Below are 18,440 nucleotides of genomic sequence, written 5' to 3' on the forward strand. Positions count from 1 at the left end.
AGCCAACCGGAGAAGAAGCGATGTCCAGCGCCCTCAAGATCACATTGATACTGTCCCTGCTGCTGTCGGCGGGCTGCCACGCCGCCGGCACGGCGCCGCGCAAGACCCTGGCGCCGTTTACCAGCGAGCAGGCCTTGAGCAGCTACCTGCAGCAGTTGCAGGCGCGCCAGGCGGCACAGCAAAGGGAACAACAGAAACTGCAGGGCGCCACGGCGCAGTACATGTCGGCGCCACCGCCTGCGCCGATGGTGGCGAAAGCCGCGCCGGCAGCGTCGGCAGAAGCGGCGGAATCCGTCACGAATGTGCAGACGGCGGGCGTGGACGAAGGCGGCATCGTCAAGCTGCATGGCAAGCACCTGGTGATGCTCCGGCGCGGCAAGCTGTTCACTGTGCAGGTGGGGGGCAAGGCCCTGCAGCCCGTCGCCTCGCTCGACGCGTTCGCGCCGGGCAGCGACCCTTCCGGCAGCTGGTATGACGAGATGCTGATCGATGGCGACACGGTGGTGGTGATCGGCTACAGCTACAGCCGGGGCGGCACGGAGATCGGCCTGTTCGACATCGATGCGGGCGGCAAGCTGGCCTACCGCTCCACGTATCATCTGCGCTCCAACGATTATTACTCGTCGCGCAACTACGCGAGCCGTATGATCGGCAGCAAGCTGGTGTTTTACTCGCCCTTGTCGCTGAACTTGCGCCGGGGCGACCCGTTCGGCGGCTTTCCCGCGCTGCGCCGCTGGCGTCCCGACGCCGTACCATCGGACTTCAAACGCATCGCCCCGGCCACGCGCATCTACCGCACCGACGAAGAACCCGAGATGGGCGCCGGCCTGACCCTGCATACGGTCACCGTGTGCGACCTGGCGCAGCGCGACATGCGCTGTGAAGCGACCGCCGTGATGGGACCGCAGGGCCGCGTGTTCTATGTGTCGGGCGAATCCGTCTTTGTGTGGACGACGCGCCGGGGCAGCGATTCTGGCCTGTTCCGCATCCCCCTCGATGGCAGCGCACCCAGCGCACTGAAGGTGGCCGGCGCACCCGTCGACCAGTTCTCGTTCCTGGAAAGCGCGGATGGCCACCTGAACGTCCTGCTGCGCGCCGAAGGCCAGGGCGACGCCATGTGGGATGGCACGCGTGGCCGGGGTGACATGGCGCTGCTGCGCGTGCCATTGGCGTCGTTTTCCGATGGCCGCGACAGTGCGCCCGCCAGCAGCTACAAGGCGCTGCCCGGTGGTGGCGGCTACGGGCTGCAAAACCGCTATGTGGGACCGTATCTGTTGTACGGCAATCCGGGCAATCCCGGACGCCGCAAGGCTGACCAGGCCTGGCCGCGCCAGCCCCTGTATGCCGTACGCTGGGCCGATGGGGGCAGCGTGCAAGCCCTGTCCCTGCCGCACGGCGTGGAACGCATCGAAGCGCTGGGCGATGACGCCGTGGTGATCGGCGCGCAGGGCAAGGATCTGCATTTCAGCAGCATCCGCCTGGGGGCGCAGGCGGCGATTGCCACGCGCTATATCCGCGCCGATGCGGCGCAGGGCGAATCGCGCAGCCACGGCTTTTTCTACAAGCCGCAAGCGGCCGGCGAGGGCATGATCGGCTTGCCCATCCTGGGCGCGGACGAGCGGCCTGGCTTGAACAAGCCATCGGCTTCCGTGCTTTACCTGCGCAACAGCGGCTTGCAATTGACGGAACTGGGCGCGCTGGCGGCGCGGTCTGGCCAAACGCCGGACGATGGCTGTCGCGCGTCCTGCGTGGACTGGTACGGCAATGCGCGCCCCTTGTTCCTGCAGGGTAGGGTCTTCGCTTTGCTCGGCTATGAATTGGTGGAAGGGGCGTTCAAGGATGGACAGATCCGCGAAGTGCGCCGCATCAGCTATGCACCCATTGCGCCCGCTGCACGCTGACGGCGTAGCGAAATTGTCGCCGCCGCGTAGTTCGGCTACACTGGTCCGCATGCCCGACACTTTATTGACCGCGACGGATGAAGATCTGATGCTGCGCTACAGCGCTGGCGATCTGCCGTCGTTTCGCGAACTGTACCGGCGCCATAGCCAGGGCCTGTACCGCTTCGTGGCCTGGCGTTCGCCGCGCCGCGCGTGGGTGGACGAGATCGCGCAGGACGCGTGGGCCAGCCTGCATGCGGCGCGCGCCGGCTACCAGCCGCAGGCGGCGTTCCGCACCTATCTGTACCAGATCGCGCGCAACCGCCTGATCGACATCCTGCGCCAGCGGGAAGGACAGGAACACGACGACGTGGGCGAACTGGCGGACGAGGGTACATCGCCGCCGCAATCGCTGGAGCAGAAACAGCAGCACGCGCTGCTGCATGCGACCATCGCGGCGCTGCCGGTGGAGCAAAAGGAAGCGCTGGTGCTGCAGCAGTTCAGCGGCATGAGCATCCTCGAGATCGCCGTAGTGACGGGGGCGGAAGCGGAAACCGTCAAGAGCCGGCTGCGCTACGCCATGCAGAAATTGCGCGCGGGCTTGGACAGCGCCGCTGGCGCGGGAGGACAGGCATGAATACGCACGATCAAGATAACGACGAACGGCACGACGAGGATTTGAACGCGCTGCTGGCCACCCTGCCGCAGCCCGCGCCTTCCAGCGCGCTCGATGCGGCCATTCTGGCGGACGCGGAAAAAGCCTTGCAGCAGCCGGCGGCCGCGAACGACAGCGCCGACGGCGTGCTGCGCACCCTGCCGGCGAAAAAAGCGCCTGACTACCTGCAGCGCTGGCGCGTTCCGCTGGGACTGGCCGCGGCCGTGCTGTTGACGGTCAACCTGATCGGCGTGGACTGGTTCGGCTCGAAGCCGGCGCAATTTCCCGTGGTCGGGGAACCGGTCACGCAGGAGGTGACGCCTGCACCCGTCGCCGTACCTGCCGTTGCGCCCGCGACTGAGTCTGCGCCACCGGTACCGCGCGCCATGGCCAAAGCGGTACCCAAGATGCCAGCGCAGGCCGAGCCAGTGCCAGCACCCGTGCCTCCGCCAGCACCACCGGCACCGCCGCCTGCCACGGCAATGCATCAGACGATGGAACCGCAAGCCGCCATGCAGGCCGAGGCCAGCATGCAGCGCGCGCTTGCCAAGCCCGCGCCCGTCGCGGCCCGCTCCGCGCCGATGCCGCCGCCCGCAAAGCTCGACGCTTCCGTGTGGCTGGTGAAGATCGACGCCCTTTTGAAGGCCGGCGAAGGCGCATTGGCGCACGAGGAGTGGACGGCGTTCCGGCAGGCGTATCCCGACTATCCGGTAGCCGAGGAGCTGCGGCAGCGGCTGGAAACGAAGTAAAAAACGCTAGACGATTCCTTTTCGGCGTTCCCACACGGCGCTGCCCACGAAAATGGCGGCGCATACCCACATCACGGCCGGCAGGGCATTCACGCCCACCGATTGCATCAGGACGCCCGTCAGCAGCGGTCCGCCGCCGCTGGTCACGCCCCAGGTGGCGTTGACGATGGCGCTTGCGCTGGTCAGCGACAGGCCCGTAAAACGCTCGCCGCACGCCACCAGCGCCAGCATGTAGATGCCGCCCGCCGCCGCGCCCAGCAACAGCAGCAAGGTCCACCACAGCCACGGCGTGCCGACGGCGAACGGCAGCAGCGGCAGCAGCAGGCAGACGGCCACGCCGCAGCCCGCATGGACCCTGGCGCGGCCGAAGCGGTCGGCCATCCATCCGAGTGCGAATTGCAGGCCCGTGTCGCCCACCAGCACCACAGTGGCCGACAGCAGGGCCAGGTCCGTGCCGATGCCGTGCTCCATCGCGTACAGGGGCAGCAAGCTCAATGCCAGCGTGTCGAACAGGGCGAAGAAGGCGGCGCCCAGCACGATCATCGGCATGCGCGGCAGGATCAGGGTCCATTTCACGCCGTGTTCCTCCGGTTCGCGTTCCGGGCCGCTGTTCGAGATCAGCATCAATCCCGGCACGGCCAGCAAAAACAGCAGGCCGCAGGCGGTGAAGCTCCAGCTGATCTTGTCGTTGAACAGGGCCACGAGGGCGGGGCCGATCAGCTGGAAGAAGGTAAAACTGGTGGTGTACATGGCCACCACGCGTCCCCGCGAATTGTCGGGCGCCAGGCGGTTCACCCACGCTTCGCCGATGGTAAACAGCACGCCCATGGCGCCGCCGAACAAGAAGCGCAGCACGCTCCACGCCAGCAGGTGGTCGGTGAACTGCATGGCGATCGTCGCCAGCGATGCCACCCAGACGGCGCCCAGCATGGTGGCGCGCGCGCCGAAGCGTCCCACCCAGCGCGAGACGAACGGCGAGGCGGCCAGGATGCCGAGGGCGCTGACGGCCGTGATCATGCCGATGATGTCCGTGCCCACGCCGCGCTGGTGCAAGGTCAGCGCGGTGAGCGGCATGGTGGCGCCCAGGCCCAGGCCCACCACGCCGATGCTGACCACGAGGGCGAAGAAGTCGCGCCACGGCATGTGCTTCATGGTTGCTCCCATAGGATGGAACAGGTATTTGGAAAGGCTGGAAAACGGTGTGGATGCATGGGAAAGTAAGAAGACTTTGCCGGTGGTGCTGGTATTTGGCGCCGGACGGGCATATGATGATTTTAACAAAGACAATATTGCAAAGCCGTAGTGTAGGCGATGTGTGCCGCCGCTGGCCACGGCCATCGGTGTGGCCGCCCCTGCCGGCTCTGCTGTACAGTGAAGCGAGCGGCAGCGCCGTCATGGGCTGTCATTGGATCGTCACGCCAGCGAGGTAGCACTCTATGCGCCGTCCCATCGTTCTCGTCCCCGCCTGCCAGCGCCAGCTTGGCAGCCACGCCTGGCACATGGCGCAGGACAAATACCTGCACGCCGTGTTGCACGGCGCCGGCTGCATGCCGCTGCTGCTGCCCGCCCTGGGGGCGGATGCGGACCTGGAAGCGGCGCTGCACCTCGCCGACGGCGTCATGCTGACCGGTTCCGCCTCGAACGTCGATGCACGCCTGTATGGCGAAGACATCCTGCATCCCGACCTGCCGCAAGATCCCGCGCGCGACGCCACTACCTTGCCCCTGATCCGCGCCGCGCTGGCGCGCCAGCTACCCTTGCTGGCCATCTGCCGCGGCTTTCAGGAAGTCAACGTGGCCCTTGGCGGCAGCCTGCACCAGGCCGTGCACGCCGTGCCGGGCATGCAGGACCACCGGGAGAATGTGCTCGATCCCCTGGCGCGCCAGTACATGCCCGCGCACCGCATCAAGCTGATGCCCGAAGGCCTGCTGTCACGCCTGCTGGGCGGCGAGAGCGAGATGATGGTCAATTCCCTGCATGGCCAGGGCGTTGCCCGGCTGGCCGATGGCTTGCTGGTGGAAGCACTGGCCGACGACGGCCTGGTGGAAGCGTATAGCGTGGCCAGTGCCGCCGGTTTTACGCTGGCCGTGCAATGGCACCCGGAGTGGCAGGTGGAAGACAACCCGCAGTCGATGCGGCTATTCGGCGCCTTTGGCCAGGCGTGCCGCGATTTCCAGGAACAGCAGCACAGGAATAAAGAATGACAGGCGCGCCGCACCGGCACCATGCGGCGCTTAATCAGGAAAAGCGCAAGACCAACGAGAGGGAAACATGGCAATACGCGAAAATTTCACCTATACGGATATGGATTTGTGGCTCAATGAAAAGCGCGTCACGGAAATCGAATGCCTGGTGCCCGATTTGACGGGCGTGGCGCGGGGGAAGATCCTGCCGCGCGGAAAATTTACCCAGGAGCGCGGCATGCGCATCCCGGAAGCGGTACTGGGCATGACGGTGACGGGCAATTACCCGGTCGACGATGGCGGCTATGACCGCGCCATTTCCAGCACTGACCGCGACATGATCTTGAAGGCCGATCCCACCACCATCACCATGGTGCCGTGGGCCACGGATCCCACCGCGCAAGTCATCCACGACTGCTATTTTGCCGACGGCATGCTGGTCGATTTCGCGCCGCGCTCCGTGCTGCGCCGCGTGCTGAAACTGTATGCGGACAAGGGCTGGAAACCCGTGGTGGCGCCGGAACTGGAGTTCTACCTGACGGCGAAAAACACGGACCCGGACTTGCCCTTGAAGCCGCCCATCGGGCGCAGCGGGCGGGCCGAGACGAGCCGCCAGGTGTACAGCATCGACGCTGTCAACGAGTTCGATCCCCTGTTCGAGGATATCTACGATTACTGCGAATTGATGAACCTCGACGTCGATACCCTGATCCACGAGATCGGCGCAGGGCAGATGGAAATCAACTTCCTGCACGGCGATCCGCTGGGCCTGGCCGACAAGGTGTTTTTCTTCAAGCGCACCTTGCGCGAAGCTGCCCTGAAACACGATATGTACGCCACCTTCATGGCCAAGCCCATGGCGGGCGAACCGGGTTCCGCCATGCACGTGCACCAGAGCGTCGTCGATGCGAAGACGGGCCTGAACATCTTCAGTAACGAGGACGGTTCGGCTGCGCCCATCTTCAAGCATTACATCGCGGGCCTGCAGCGCTACATGCCATCGGCCATGGCCATCGTCGCACCCTACGTGAATTCCTACCGCCGCATCGTGCGTCACACGGCCGCGCCCATCAACATCCAGTGGGGCCTGGATAACCGCACGGTGGGCTTCCGCGTGCCCGAATCGGGCGTGCAGGACCGGCGCGTGGAAAACCGCATCATCGGCGCCGATGCGAATCCCTACCTGGCGCTGGCCGTGACCCTGGCCTGCGGCTACCTGGGCATGACGGAACAGCTGGAAGCGACGCCGATGATGGTGGGCAGCGCGTATGACCTGAAATTCGAACTGCCGCAAGGCTTGCCGGAAGCGTTGCAGCTGCTGCGCGCGGAAGACAAGCTGCGCACGGTACTGGGCGAGCGCTTCATCGACGTGTATGCGGCCATCAAGGATCTCGAGCACCAGGAATTCATGACCGTCATCAGTCCGTGGGAGCGCGAACATCTGCTGCTGCACGTATAGGAAAGGATCGCAATGAGCACAACACACAATCCGCTGGCGCCCAGCGCCGCCCTGGTCGCCTCCGTGGCGCAGAAAAACGCGGCGCCGCAGGTATACGACACGGCCGCCATCCAGCAGATGGACTCGGCCCACTACCTGCACCCGTTCACCGATTTCCAGGACCTCGCCAGCAAGGGGGCGCGCGTGATCGTGCGCGGCGACGGTGTCTACCTGTGGGATAGCCAGGGCAAGAAAATCGTCGATGGCATGTCGGGCCTGTGGTGCGTGAACGTGGGTTATGGCCGCACGTCGATCTCGCAAGCCGTGTACCGGCAAATGGAGACGCTGCCCTTCTATAACAGCTTCTTTGGCACGACGAACGTGCCGGCCGCGCAGCTGGCGGCCAAGCTGGCGCAGATCTCGCCGCCGCAGTTCCAGCACGTGTTCTTCACCAGTTCGGGTTCCGAGGGCAACGACACGAACCTGCGCATGGTGCGCCGCTACTGGGATATCCTCGGCTACAAAGAACGCCACACCATCATCAGCCGCCACAACGCGTATCACGGCAGCACGGTGGCGGGAGCGTCGCTGGGCGGCATGGATGGCATGCATGCGCAGGGTGGTATGCCGATACCCGGCATCGCGCACATCGGCCAGCCCAATTACCTGGAATCGGGTCGCGGCTTGAGTCCCGAGGAATTCGGTATCAAGGCGGCTAGCTGGCTGGAAGACAAAATCCTGGAAATCGGCGCCGACAAGGTGGCCGCCTTCATCGGCGAACCGGTACAGGGCGCCGGCGGCGTCATCATCCCGCCATCGACCTACTGGCCCGAGATTCAGCGTATCTGCGACAAGTACGGCATTTTGCTCATCGCCGATGAAGTCATCTGCGGCTTCGGTAGGCTGGGGCGCTGGTTCGGCTCGGAACTGTTCGGCATCAAGCCCGACCTGATCACCTTTGCCAAGGGCGTCACCTCGGGCTATGTGCCCTTGGGCGGCGTGCTGGTGGGCGATCGGGTGGCCAAGGTGCTGATCGAGCAGGGCGGCGAGTTCACGCACGGTTTCACGTATTCCGGCCATCCCGTCGCCTGCGCGGCAGCGCTGGAAAACATCCGCATCATCGAGGAAGAGCAACTGGTGGCGAAGGTGGCCGAGGATACGGGCCCCTACCTGAAGCAGTGCTTCGCCAGTCTGGCCGACCATCCGCTGGTCGGCTACGCGGACAGCTGCGGCCTGGTCGCGGGCCTGAACCTGGTGCGTCGGAAGGGCGCCACCGTGCACGAGAACGAGCTGTTCGACGAGGAGCAGGGCGTGGGCATGATCTGCCGCGGCCACATGTTCGACAATGGCGTCATCATGCGCGCCGTGGGCGAACGCATGATCATCGCCCCGCCCCTGGTCATGACGCGCGCGCAGATCGACGAAATGGTGGGCTTGATACGGGTGTGCCTGGACAAGACCCATGCGGACGTGAAAGCGAAGGGCTGGGTGTAGGTTTTTGCCCCATTTTGCCGCTATCTGCGCATTTTTTGGACCAGAATCGCGGCAGTTCCGCTAAACTTCCATCCTGGCCGCTCTTTGTAGCGGCCAGTTTTTCATTTTGACACCCTCTTACCCAGAAGCTACCCACAATGACGATAGCAACACCAGCCGCGTCGGCCAGCGACGCCCCAGCGCCTTTTTTGCTGATTGATCAACTGGTCAAGGAATTCGATGGCGTGCGCGCCGTCAATGACATTTCCGTGACGATCAACAAGGGCGAGATCTTCGCCTTGCTGGGCAGTTCAGGTTGCGGCAAGTCGACCCTGTTGCGCATGCTGGCCGGTTTCGAGACGCCGACGTCGGGCCGCATCGCCCTGGCGGGCAGCAGCATCGTCGATGTGCCGCCGCACCAGCGCCCCATCAACATGATGTTCCAGTCGTATGCGCTGTTCCCCCATTTGTCCGTGTGGGACAACATTGCCTTCGGCCTGCGCCGCGACGGCTTGCCGAAAGCGGAAGTGACGGCGCGCGTCGAGCAGATGCTGGCGCTGGTGCAGTTGGGCCAGTACGCGAAGCGCAAGCCGCACCAGCTGTCTGGCGGCCAGCAGCAGCGCGTGGCGCTGGCGCGCAGCCTGGCCAAGCGGCCGCAATTGCTGCTGCTCGACGAGCCGTTGGGCGCCTTGGATAAAAAACTGCGCGAGCGCACACAGATGGAACTGGTGAACATCATCGAGCAGGTGGGCGTCACCTGCGTGATGGTCACGCACGACCAGGACGAGGCCATGAGCATGGCCACGCGCATCGCCGTCATGAGCGAAGGGCGCATCCTGCAGGTGGGTGCGCCAGGCGAAATCTATGAAACGCCGAACTGCCGTTTCGTGGCCGACTTTATCGGCAGCGTGAACCTGTTCGATGGCCGCATCACGGAAGACGAACCGGATCACGTGATCATCGACACGCCCGACGGCCGCCAGTATGTCGCGCATGGCATCACGGGCAACCTGGGCATGGATGTCTCGGTGGCCGTGCGCCCCGAAAAAATCGGCATCCAGATCGAGCCTCCCGCCCTGGAGGAGCGCGCGTCGCCAGCGGAACATGGTTACAACTGCGCCCAGGGCGTGATCGTCGCCATGGCGTATTTTGGCAATGAAACCAGTTACCACGTGCGCCTCGACAGCGGCAGTGTGGTGAAAGTCTCGCGCACCAACGCGGCCCGCCACGATGTCTCGCGCCTCGAGCGCGAGCAGCGCGTGTGGGTCTGGTGGGATGGTGCCGACATCGTCGTGCTGACCAGCTGAGGCCATCATGACGCCTATTTTGCAATTGCTGCGCAATCTCGTCATCCTGCGCTGGATAACGGGGAAAAATGCGGGCCGCAACGTCGTCATCGCCGTGCCGTCGCTGTTCCTGGCGGCCGCCTTTCTGGTGCCCTTCCTGATCGTGCTGCGCATCAGCCTGTCCGACATGGACACAGCGGGCAGCCCGTTCGGCGGCTTGCTGTCGTATGTCGACGGCATCGTCGTGCTGAAGGTGAAAATCGCAAATTACCTGTTCATCGCCGCCGATGAACTGTACATGCTCACCTACCTCAGCTCCATCAAGTACGCGGCCATCACCACCGCCATCTGCCTGTGCATAGGCTACCCGTTCGCCTACTTCATGGCGCGCGCCAAACCGTCGATCCGCCCCGTGCTGATGATGCTGGTGATGTTGCCGTTCTGGACCTCGTTCCTGCTGCGCGTGTATGCGTGGAAGGGCATCCTGGCCAATCACGGCTTGCTCAACGACCTGCTGATCGCGCTGGGTGTGGTGAGCGAACCGCTGCACATGATGAACACCTCGTTTTCCCTGGTGGTCGGCATGGTGTACGCCTATCTGCCCTTCATGATTTTGCCCCTGTACGCCAATCTGGTGAAAATGGACATGCGCTACCTGGAAGCAGCGGCCGACCTGGGCGCCACGCCATTGCAGGCGTTCTGGCGCATCACGGTGCCACTGTCGAAGTCGGGCATCATCGCCGGCGCCATGCTGGTGTTCATCCCGTCCGTGGGCGAATACGTGATTCCCGAGCTGCTGGGCGGCCCGGAAACCCTGATGATCGGCAGGGTGCTGTGGGATGAGTACTTCACCAATAACGACTGGGCCATGGCTTCGTCGGTAACGGTGCTGGTGATCCTGCTGATCCTTGTGCCGATGGCCATTTTTAACAAATACAAGACGGACCAGGACGCGGAGGAGCGCACATGAACGGACGTAATTTCCTGCAGCGCTGGTTCGGGCGCGGCTGGCTCTCGCTGGGCTATCTGTTCCTCTACCTGCCCATCATCGTGCTGATCGTCTTTTCGTTCAACAGCTCGCGCCAGGACATGGTGTGGAGCGGCTTCTCGCTGCGCTGGTATAGCGAGCTGATGAGCGACACGGAAATCATCTCGGGTTTCGGTTTGTCCTTGAAGATCGCCTTCATGTCGGCGACATCTTCCGTCATCCTCGGCACGTTCGCCGCTTTCGCCTTGAGCAGCTACCAGCGCTTCCGTGGCCGCACCGTGTTTTCCGCCATGGTCAGCGCGCCGCTGGTGATGCCGGAAGTGATCATCGGCTTATCCCTGCTGCTGATGCTGGTGTCCATGCAAAAGGTCTTCGGTTTCCCCGAGCGGGGCGTGCTGACCATCTGGCTGGGCCACACCCTGCTGGGCATGGCGTATGCTGCCGTGGTGGTGCAGTCGCGCCTGCAGGAAATGAGCAAGTCGCTGGCCGAGGCGGCCATGGACCTGGGCTGCCGCGCGCACCAGGTGTTCTTCCTCGTGACCCTGCCGAACATTACGCAGGCGCTGGCATCGGCCTGGCTGCTGACATTTACCCTGTCGCTCGATGACGTGGTGCTGTCGGCCTTTTTGTCCGGCCCCGGTTCGACGACGATGCCGCTGGTGATCTTCTCGCGCGCGCGCCTGGGGCTCGATCCGCGCGTCAACGCCATCGCCGCGTTGACCATCCTCGTCGTGACGCTCGCCGTGATCGCGTATGCCGTGATGCTGGCGCGCGCCGACCGCAGACGCCGCAAGCAATTGTCTGCGGCGTATTCGGCGGACTAGGAGTAAGCTGGCGTTTTCATCTTGCAGGAGACGACCATGACGGAAAACACCAGCTGGCACGCACGTGCCGCAGAGATCAAGATCGATGGGCGTGCCTTCATCAACGGCGAGCGCGCCTGGGCCAGGTCCGGCCAGACCTTCGACAACTTGTCGCCCATCGACGGGCGCTTGCTGGGGCAGGTGGCCCGCTGCGATGGAGCGGACGTGGATGCGGCCGTGCAGGCCGCCCGTGCCGCCTTTGACGACCGCCGCTGGGCAGGAAAATCGCCCGCGCAGCGCAAGCGCGTGCTGATCAAGTTCGCCGACCTGGTGCAGAAATACGGTCCAGAACTGGCCTTGCTGGAAACCCTGGACATGGGTAAGCCGATCAAATACAGCCAGAGCGTGGACGTGGGCGCCACGGCCAACTGCCTGCGCTGGTATGGCGAAGCGATCGACAAGGTCTACGATGAAATCGCCCCCACGCCCGCCAACAGCCTGGCCCTGATCACGCGCGAACCGGTCGGCGTCGTCGCCGCCATCGTGCCATGGAACTACCCGATGATCATGGCCGCCTGGAAGATCGCGCCGGCCCTCGCCGCCGGCAACAGCGTGATCTTGAAACCATCCGAAAAATCGCCGCTGACGGCCCTGCGCCTGGCCGACATCGCGCTCGAAGCGGGCGTGCCTGTGGGAGTGTTCAACGTGCTGCCCGGCTACGGCCACGAGGCGGGCGCCGCGCTGGCCCTGCACATGGATGTCGATTGCATCGGCTTTACGGGTTCCACTCGCACGGGCAAGCTGATCGTGCAGATGGCGGGCCAGTCGAATCTGAAACGGGCGTGGACGGAATTGGGCGGCAAGTCCGCCAACATCGTTTGCGCCGATTGCCCGGACCTGGACAAGGCCGTGGCGGCGGCCGTCGGTTCTATCTTTTTCAACCAGGGCGAAAGCTGCAATGCGCCCTCGCGTTTGTTCGTGGAAGAATCGATCAAGGACGAATTCCTGGCCAAGGCATTGGCCATGCTGCCCCGCTTTCAGCCGGGCGACCCGCTCGACGAAGCCACCGTCATGGGGGCCATCGTCGACGCCACGCAGATGAAGACCGTGATGGACTATATCGCTTCCGGCAAGCAGGAAGGCGCGCAGCTGCTGGGCGGCGGCGAGGCCGTGCTTCTTGATACGGGTGGCTATTACGTGCAACCCACCGTCTTCGGCGTGGACGCCGGCATGACGATCGCGCGCGAAGAGATATTCGGGCCCGTCTTGTCCGTGCTGGGCTTTACGGATATTGCCGAGGCGGTGAAACAGGCCAACGCCACGCCGTACGGCTTGCAGGCGGCCGTGTGGACATCCGACATCACCCAGGCCATCCAGACGGCGCGCGCCCTGCGCGCGGGCACCGTACACGTCAACCAGTACGACGGCGACGATATCACCGTGCCGTTCGGCGGCTACAAGCAGTCGGGCAACGGGCGCGACAAGTCGCTGCACGCGCTGGACAAGTACACGGAGTTGAAGACGACGTGGATACAGGTGGGGTAAAGCGAAGCGCTGTCGGCCTGGCGCGCAGCGCGCAGGCCGACAGGCGGAATGACATCAGAAGCAGTGTTCCAGCGCCGGGAAGCTGCCATCCTTGACGGCTTTGACATAGCCGATGACGGCGTCGTCGATGCTGGCCGCGCCTTCCATGAAGTTGCGCACGAAGCGTGCCTTGCGGCCTGGGAAGACGCCCAGCATGTCGTGCATGACGAGGACCTGGCCCGAGCAATCGGGACCGGCACCGATGCCGATGGTCGGAATCGTCAGCATCTCGGTCACTTCCTTGCCCAGCTGCGACGGCATCGCTTCCATCAGCACGATGGCGGCGCCCGCGTTTTGCAGCGTCAGCGCGTCGTTCTTCAGCTCCGTGGCGCTTTCCGTGCTCTTGCCCTGCACTTTGTAGCCGCCCAGCTGGTGCACGAATTGCGGCGTCAGGCCGATGTGGGCGCAGATGGGGATGCCGCGCTCGGTGAGGAAGCGGACGATCTCGGCCAGCCAGGCGCCGCCTTCGATCTTGATCATGTGCGCGCCAGCCTGCATCAGGATGACGGCGTTGGCATAGGCTGTCTCGGGCGTGCCATAGGCGCCGAACGGCAGGTCGGCGACGATCATGGCGGACTTGCTGCCGCGCGCCACGGATGCCGTGTGGTAGGCCAGTTCGGCCACGGTGACGGGCAGGGTGGAGCTGTGGCCATTGCAGACCATGCCGAGCGAATCGCCGATCAGCAGGATTTCCACGCCGCAGCGGTCCATCAGGGACGCGAAGCTGGCGTCATAGCAGGTCAGCATGGTGATCTTCTCGCCGGCGGCGCGCAGCGTGGCCAGCGTATGGATGGTCACGGCCTTGTTGGCGACAGGCTTGGATGGCGCCGGTGCCGGTGCGGCGGCCTTGTCTTTGGCTGCCAGATCTGTTCCTTGCAAATAAGCGGACATAGGTATTCTCTAGAGTGAAAGGGGGTGATGCGATTGCGACGCCGCTAGTGTAGTACTTTATGCGGCGCGCTGCAGGAGCGGCATTGTAGAGGATGGGAGCGAGATGGGGCAGAGGCGGGGTCAGAGCTGGCTGATGGCCTGGTCGGCCACGCTTGCCAGGTAGTCCTGCGCCGGCCCCAGGCCGGGCACGGCGATGGCGGGCGCCAGGGCCAGCAGCGGCACCAGCACGAAGGCGCGCTCGGTGAGGCGCGGATGCGGCACCGTCAGGGTGGCGCTGGCGATCTGCTCGTCGCCGTACAGCAGCAAGTCCAGGTCCAGCGTGCGCGGGGCGTTGCGGTAGGGCCGTTCGCGCCCGTGCGCCGCTTCGATGGCGTGCAGGGCCAGCAGCAGTTCCTCTGCCGGCACGGTGGTGCTGATGCGCGCCACCGCGTTGATGTAGTCATCGCCGCTCGAATCGATGGGTGCCGTGCGGTAGCTGGCAGAGGCGTCCAGCAGGCTGGCGCCGGGCAGGCGCGCCAGGCGCGTCAGCGCATCCTGCACATTGGCGCGCGCGTCGCCCAGGTTGGCCCCGATGCCGATGTAAGCGATAACTGTCGTTGCTGTCTGCATGGCTGCGTTTACTCGCCGCTGGTGCTGCCGGTGGTCGAGCCGCCGGTGCCCGTCTTGCTGCGCGTGCTGCGGCGTGGCGGACGCTTCTTCTTGACGGCGCCCGGCGCGGCATTGGCGCTGACGAGTAACGCTTCGCGCGTTTCCTCGTCGCCTTCGTAGAAGGCCGTCCACCATTCGCCGATGTCCATGTCGATCTCGCCCGAGGCGCAGCGCAGCAGCAGGAAGTCGTAGCCGGCGCGGAAGCGCAGGTGTTCCAGCAGCTTGTACGGCGCCTTGCCGACGCGGCGCTCGAAGCGCGGCTGCATCGACCAGATGTCGCGCATGTCGGAGCCGATCTTGCGCTGCAAGGCCAGTTTTTCCGTTTGCGAATCGAGCACGTCGTCGGCCGCCAGGTGCAGCGCGGGGATGGTCGATTCGCCGGCGGCGCGGTAGGCCGTCCATTTTTCCAGCACCTGGTGCCACAGCAGCGAGGCAAACAGGAAGCCCGGCGAGACGGTCTTGCCGGCGGCGATGCGCTGGTCGGTGGCGTCCAGCGCCAGGGTGACGAATTTCGCGCCCAGCGGCTGCTCCAGCACCACGTCGAGCAGCGGCAGCAGGCCGTGGTGCAAGCCTTCCTTGCGCAGTTGCTGCAGGCACGCCAGCGCGTGGCCGCTCATCAGCAGTTTCAGCATTTCGTCGAACACGCGCGGCGCGGGCACATTGTTGATCAGCGGCGCCATGATGGGAATCGGCGCGGCCGTATGCGGCTCGATGGTGAACTTCAGTTTGGCGGCGAAGCGCACCACGCGCAGCATGCGCACGGGGTCTTCGCGGTAGCGCTCTTCCGGCTTGCCGATCATGCGCAGAGTCTTGGCGCGGATGTCTTCCACGCCGCCGTGGTAATCGAGCACTTCCTGCGTGGCCGGGTTGTAGTACATGGCGTTGATGGTGAAGTCGCGGCGCAGCGCGTCTTCGTGCTGCAAGCCGAAGGTATTGTCGCGCAGGACGCGGCCGTGTTCATCCTTGGGCGCGGAATCGGCGCCGGCGCCGCGGAAGGTCGTCACTTCCAGCAAATCCTGGCCGAACATCACGTGCACGATCTGGAAGCGCTTGCCGATGATGAAGGCGCGGCGGAACAATCGCTTGACCTGTTCCGGCGTGGCGTTGGTGGCGATGTCGAAGTCTTTCGGTTTGACGCCCAGCAGCAGGTCGCGCACGGCGCCGCCGACGACAAAGGCCTCAAAACCCGCTTCCTGCAGGCTGCTGGTGACGCGGATGGCATTCGACGACACCAGTTTCGGGTCGATTCCGTGTTGCGCAGGACCGAGCACGATGGGTGCCGTGGTGTCGCGCGCTGCCTCTTTTTTAACGCCGAGGATCTTGCGGATGAATTTTTTAATCATTGAATAAGTGGAGTGATGGCCAGCCGTGGAGGGATGCGTGTGCGCTCAAAGCGGTATTGGGATTGGTCGCGACCGGGTGGGTCACGACCGACAGCAAGGGAATGTCGTTGTGCGAATCGCTGTAAAAATAGCTGCGCTCGAACTGCCCCAGTTCCTTGCCCATTTTTTCCAGCCAGGCATGGGTGTGGGTCAGCTTGCCCGCGCCCAGGGTCGGCGTGCCCACCAGCTTGCCCGTGACATTGCCTTTGTCGTCATACTCGGGCATGGCGGCCAAGAGGTGTTCGACGCCCAGCGCATCGGCGATGGGTTTGGTGATGAAATGGTTGGTGGCCGTGACGATGGCCAGCAGGTCGCCCGCGTCCTGGTGCTGTTTCAGCAAGGCCACGACTTCGGGGCGGATGGCCGGCATGACCACTTCGGCCATGAATTGCTTGTGCAGCGCTTCCAGGCGTTCGCGCGGAAACTGCGCCAGGGTGCCGAGCGAAAATTCCAGGTATTCCACCGGATCGAGCGTACCGGCCTGGTATTGCGCGAAAAATTCGTCGTTGCGGCGGGTGAATTCGGCGGCGTCCACGGCACCGATGCGTACCAGGAATTCGCCCCACTCGTGATCCGAGTCGATGGGCAGCAGGGTGTGGTCGAGGTCAAACAGGGCCAGATTCATCATTCTTTCGCTTCCGCCTGCAGCAACTCGCGCAATAATGGCAAGGTGATCGGGCGTTGGGTTTCAAGGGAGTAGAGGTCGAGAGAGTCCAGCATCGTCGAGAGCGAACGCATGTCGCGCCGGAAATGGGACAGCAGATAGGGTAACACGCCGGGCGACAAGGTCAAGCCACGGGTGGTGGCCGCCTGGGTCAGGGCGGCGATTTTTTCATCGTCGGTCAAGCCGTGGATTTGATAGATCAGGCCCCAGCCCATGCGTGTGCGCAAGTCTTCGCGCACGGGCAGCACGGCCGGCGGCACGGCGCCGCTGCATACCATGAACGCCTTGTTGGCGCGGATTTCATTGAACAGGGCAAAGGCATCGATCTGCGCCAGCGGCGACAGCTTTTCGCAGTCGTCGAGCAGGTACAGGTCGACGTCGGGCGAATACACGAACTCGGACTCGATCGAGAATGGCGAAATGTAGCGCGCGCGCTCGGTGCTGGCCAGGGCCTTGAGCAGGTGGCTCTTGCCGGCGGCCAGTTCGCCCCACAGGTAGGCAAAATGTTCGCGCGAAGTGCGCGCGGCGAACTGGCGCATCAGCTGCGCCACTTCGGCATTCTGTCCCACCTCGAAGGTATCGAGGCTGTGCGCCTGGTCTGTGCCTAAATCGAGCACCAGTTGTTTCATGGCGTACGCCTTGTCCTGTTTTTCATTACTGCTTGTGCATCATTGGTATTGCCAGGTTGATATGATATCCGCTTTTATTATGCATTATAGAAGGTGCTGGACAGGTAGTGGCGTCTTAGATGCTTAAAAGCGACCATCAACACGGCAGAAGCGGGTAAAGCGAGCAGTACGCCGACGAAACCAAACAGTTGCCCGAAAGCCAATAAGGCGAAGATCACGGCCAGCGGGTTCAGGCCGATGCGCTCGCCCACCAGGCGCGGCGTGAGGAAAAAGCCTTCGATGACCTGACCGCAGCCGTAGATGACGGCCACGGCGATCACGCCGCTCCAGTCGGCGAACTGCAGCAGGGCGGCGATCAGCGCCAGCATCAGCCCCAGGCCGAAGCCCAGGTAGGGGATGAACACCAGCAAGCCCGTGATGATGCCCACAGGCAATGCCACCTCAAAACCGGCGATGGCCAGCGCGGCCGAGTAATACGTTGCCAGCACCAGCATGACGAGCAGCTGGCCGCGCAGGTATTGCGCCAGCAGGGTATCGACTTCCTGCGCCATGCCCACCGTGCGGCCGACCCAGCGGCGCGGCACGGCGGCGGCGATGCGCGCCAGCATGGGATGCCAGTCCAGCAATAAGTAGAACAGCACGACGGGAATCAGCACCACGGTGGCCAGCCAGCCCAGCACAGCCGTGCCGCCGATACGGGCCGAGGCCAGCACTGTGCTCCAGATTTCATCGCCGCTGGTGGCCATCTGCTGGCTCAGCATGCGCTTGATGCCCGTGCCATCCAGGCGCACGCGGATGCCCAGGTCGCGCAGTTTCGGCGCCAGGAACTCGTTGGCCTTGCTGAGAAATTGGGGAATCTGCGCCTGCAACAAGGGAATTTCCTTCTGCAGCACGGGCACGACGATCAGTACCAGCGCCGTAATGGCGAGGAAAAACAACACTACGACGACCAGCACGGCCAGCGGACGGGGCAGGTAAAAGCGCTTGTAGTGCAGGCGTTGCAATCGGTCCACGCCGGGATTGAGCACGTAGGCGAGGATGGCGGCGGCCAGGAAGGGCGTCAGGATGGGGCCCAGGCTGACGAGCAGCAGCAGGAATGCCAGCCAGACCGCGATCCAAAATGCTGTTTGCTTCTGTTCGGCGGTGATGGCGAATGGCATGGAGTTTGTACTGTTGCGTTAAAAAAA

At 64.1% G+C, this 18,440-nt stretch carries 18 protein-coding genes; 11 read left to right on the forward strand and 7 right to left on the reverse strand.

Annotated elements, in window-relative coordinates; all coding sequences use genetic code 11:
* Positions 1-20 precede the first annotated feature (20 nt).
* From O0881_RS21285 to O0881_RS21295, 3 genes are read left to right on the forward strand one after another with little or no spacing between them, the layout of a single operon-like run.
* Positions 21-1,901: a beta-propeller domain-containing protein gene (locus O0881_RS21285; protein ID WP_289912905.1), complete on the forward strand. Its 1,881-nt coding sequence runs from the start codon at positions 21-23 to the stop codon at positions 1,899-1,901.
* A gap of 49 nt (positions 1,902-1,950) precedes the next feature.
* A complete protein-coding gene (locus tag O0881_RS21290) occupies positions 1,951-2,517 on the forward strand; it encodes a sigma-70 family RNA polymerase sigma factor (protein WP_289912907.1) in 567 nt (188 codons plus the stop codon).
* Positions 2,514-3,284, forward strand: a complete 771-nt coding sequence (locus O0881_RS21295) for a hypothetical protein (RefSeq protein ID WP_289912908.1) — start codon at positions 2,514-2,516, stop codon at positions 3,282-3,284. The genes O0881_RS21290 and O0881_RS21295 overlap by 4 nt, the downstream gene beginning before the upstream one ends.
* A gap of 6 nt (positions 3,285-3,290) precedes the next feature.
* On the opposite strand, the gene O0881_RS21300 is transcribed toward O0881_RS21295, so the two are convergent.
* Positions 3,291-4,436: an MFS transporter gene (locus O0881_RS21300; protein ID WP_289912909.1), complete on the reverse strand. Its 1,146-nt coding sequence runs from the start codon at positions 4,434-4,436 to the stop codon at positions 3,291-3,293.
* 28 nt (positions 4,437-4,464) lie between these two features.
* On the opposite strand from O0881_RS21300, the gene O0881_RS21305 reads away from it, so the two are divergent.
* The 8 genes from O0881_RS21305 to O0881_RS21340 all read left to right on the forward strand — a co-directional run bounded on the left by O0881_RS21305 (position 4,465) and on the right by O0881_RS21340 (position 13,000).
* Entirely contained in the window at positions 4,465-4,587 is a 123-nt protein-coding gene (locus tag O0881_RS21305; protein ID WP_289912910.1) for a hypothetical protein, read from the forward strand.
* Positions 4,588-4,720: 133 nt separating this feature from the next.
* Entirely contained in the window at positions 4,721-5,488 is a 768-nt protein-coding gene (locus O0881_RS21310; protein WP_289912912.1) for a gamma-glutamyl-gamma-aminobutyrate hydrolase family protein, read from the forward strand.
* Between the two features lie 67 nt (positions 5,489-5,555).
* Positions 5,556-6,926 (forward strand): glutamine synthetase family protein, encoded by a 1,371-nt coding sequence (locus O0881_RS21315; RefSeq protein ID WP_152284186.1) that lies wholly within the window; start codon positions 5,556-5,558, stop codon positions 6,924-6,926.
* A gap of 12 nt (positions 6,927-6,938) precedes the next feature.
* Complete coding sequence (locus O0881_RS21320; RefSeq protein ID WP_289912913.1) at positions 6,939-8,399, forward strand: aspartate aminotransferase family protein; 1,461 nt, start codon at positions 6,939-6,941, stop codon at positions 8,397-8,399.
* Between the two features lie 137 nt (positions 8,400-8,536).
* The gene (gene potA / locus O0881_RS21325; RefSeq protein ID WP_289912915.1) at positions 8,537-9,685 is read left to right on the forward strand and encodes a polyamine ABC transporter ATP-binding protein; all 1,149 of its coding nucleotides are present in this window, start codon (positions 8,537-8,539) and stop codon (positions 9,683-9,685) included.
* A gap of 7 nt (positions 9,686-9,692) precedes the next feature.
* The gene (locus O0881_RS21330; RefSeq protein ID WP_289912916.1) at positions 9,693-10,634 is read left to right on the forward strand and encodes an ABC transporter permease subunit; all 942 of its coding nucleotides are present in this window, start codon (positions 9,693-9,695) and stop codon (positions 10,632-10,634) included.
* Positions 10,631-11,476 (forward strand): ABC transporter permease subunit, encoded by an 846-nt coding sequence (locus O0881_RS21335; protein WP_289912918.1) that lies wholly within the window; start codon positions 10,631-10,633, stop codon positions 11,474-11,476. The genes O0881_RS21330 and O0881_RS21335 overlap by 4 nt, the downstream gene beginning before the upstream one ends.
* Before the next feature lie 36 nt (positions 11,477-11,512).
* A complete protein-coding gene (locus tag O0881_RS21340; RefSeq protein WP_289912919.1) occupies positions 11,513-13,000 on the forward strand; it encodes an aldehyde dehydrogenase in 1,488 nt (495 codons plus the stop codon).
* A 54-nt stretch (positions 13,001-13,054) separates the two neighbouring features.
* Here the strand turns inward: O0881_RS21340 and panB are convergent, their stop codons facing one another.
* The 6 genes from panB to O0881_RS21370 form a co-directional block, all read right to left on the reverse strand.
* Positions 13,055-13,930 carry a 3-methyl-2-oxobutanoate hydroxymethyltransferase gene (panB, locus tag O0881_RS21345; RefSeq protein WP_289912920.1) on the reverse strand — a complete coding sequence of 292 codons (876 nt, stop codon included), beginning with the start codon at positions 13,928-13,930 and terminating at the stop codon, positions 13,055-13,057.
* Positions 13,931-14,050: 120 nt separating this feature from the next.
* Positions 14,051-14,539 carry a 2-amino-4-hydroxy-6-hydroxymethyldihydropteridine diphosphokinase gene (gene folK, locus O0881_RS21350; protein WP_289912922.1) on the reverse strand — a complete coding sequence of 163 codons (489 nt, stop codon included), beginning with the start codon at positions 14,537-14,539 and terminating at the stop codon, positions 14,051-14,053.
* Positions 14,540-14,547: 8 nt separating this feature from the next.
* Positions 14,548-15,921 (reverse strand): polynucleotide adenylyltransferase PcnB, encoded by a 1,374-nt coding sequence (pcnB, locus tag O0881_RS21355; protein WP_289912924.1) that lies wholly within the window; start codon positions 15,919-15,921, stop codon positions 14,548-14,550.
* Positions 15,914-16,585, reverse strand: a complete 672-nt coding sequence (locus O0881_RS21360) for an HAD family hydrolase (protein WP_099668341.1) — start codon at positions 16,583-16,585, stop codon at positions 15,914-15,916. The genes pcnB and O0881_RS21360 overlap by 8 nt, the downstream gene beginning before the upstream one ends.
* Positions 16,585-17,253 (reverse strand): DnaA regulatory inactivator Hda, encoded by a 669-nt coding sequence (gene hda, locus O0881_RS21365; RefSeq protein WP_058048421.1) that lies wholly within the window; start codon positions 17,251-17,253, stop codon positions 16,585-16,587. Before hda ends, O0881_RS21360 begins: the two co-directional genes overlap by 1 nt.
* 77 nt (positions 17,254-17,330) lie before the next feature.
* On the reverse strand, positions 17,331-18,413 hold the full coding sequence (locus O0881_RS21370; protein ID WP_099666348.1) for an AI-2E family transporter: 1,083 nt from the start codon (positions 18,411-18,413) through the stop codon (positions 17,331-17,333).
* Between the last annotated feature and the right edge of the window lie 27 nt (positions 18,414-18,440).

It is taken from the genome of Janthinobacterium sp. SUN100, from assembly GCF_030397705.1.
GTDB classification, from domain to species: domain Bacteria; phylum Pseudomonadota; class Gammaproteobacteria; order Burkholderiales; family Burkholderiaceae_D; genus Janthinobacterium; species Janthinobacterium kumbetense.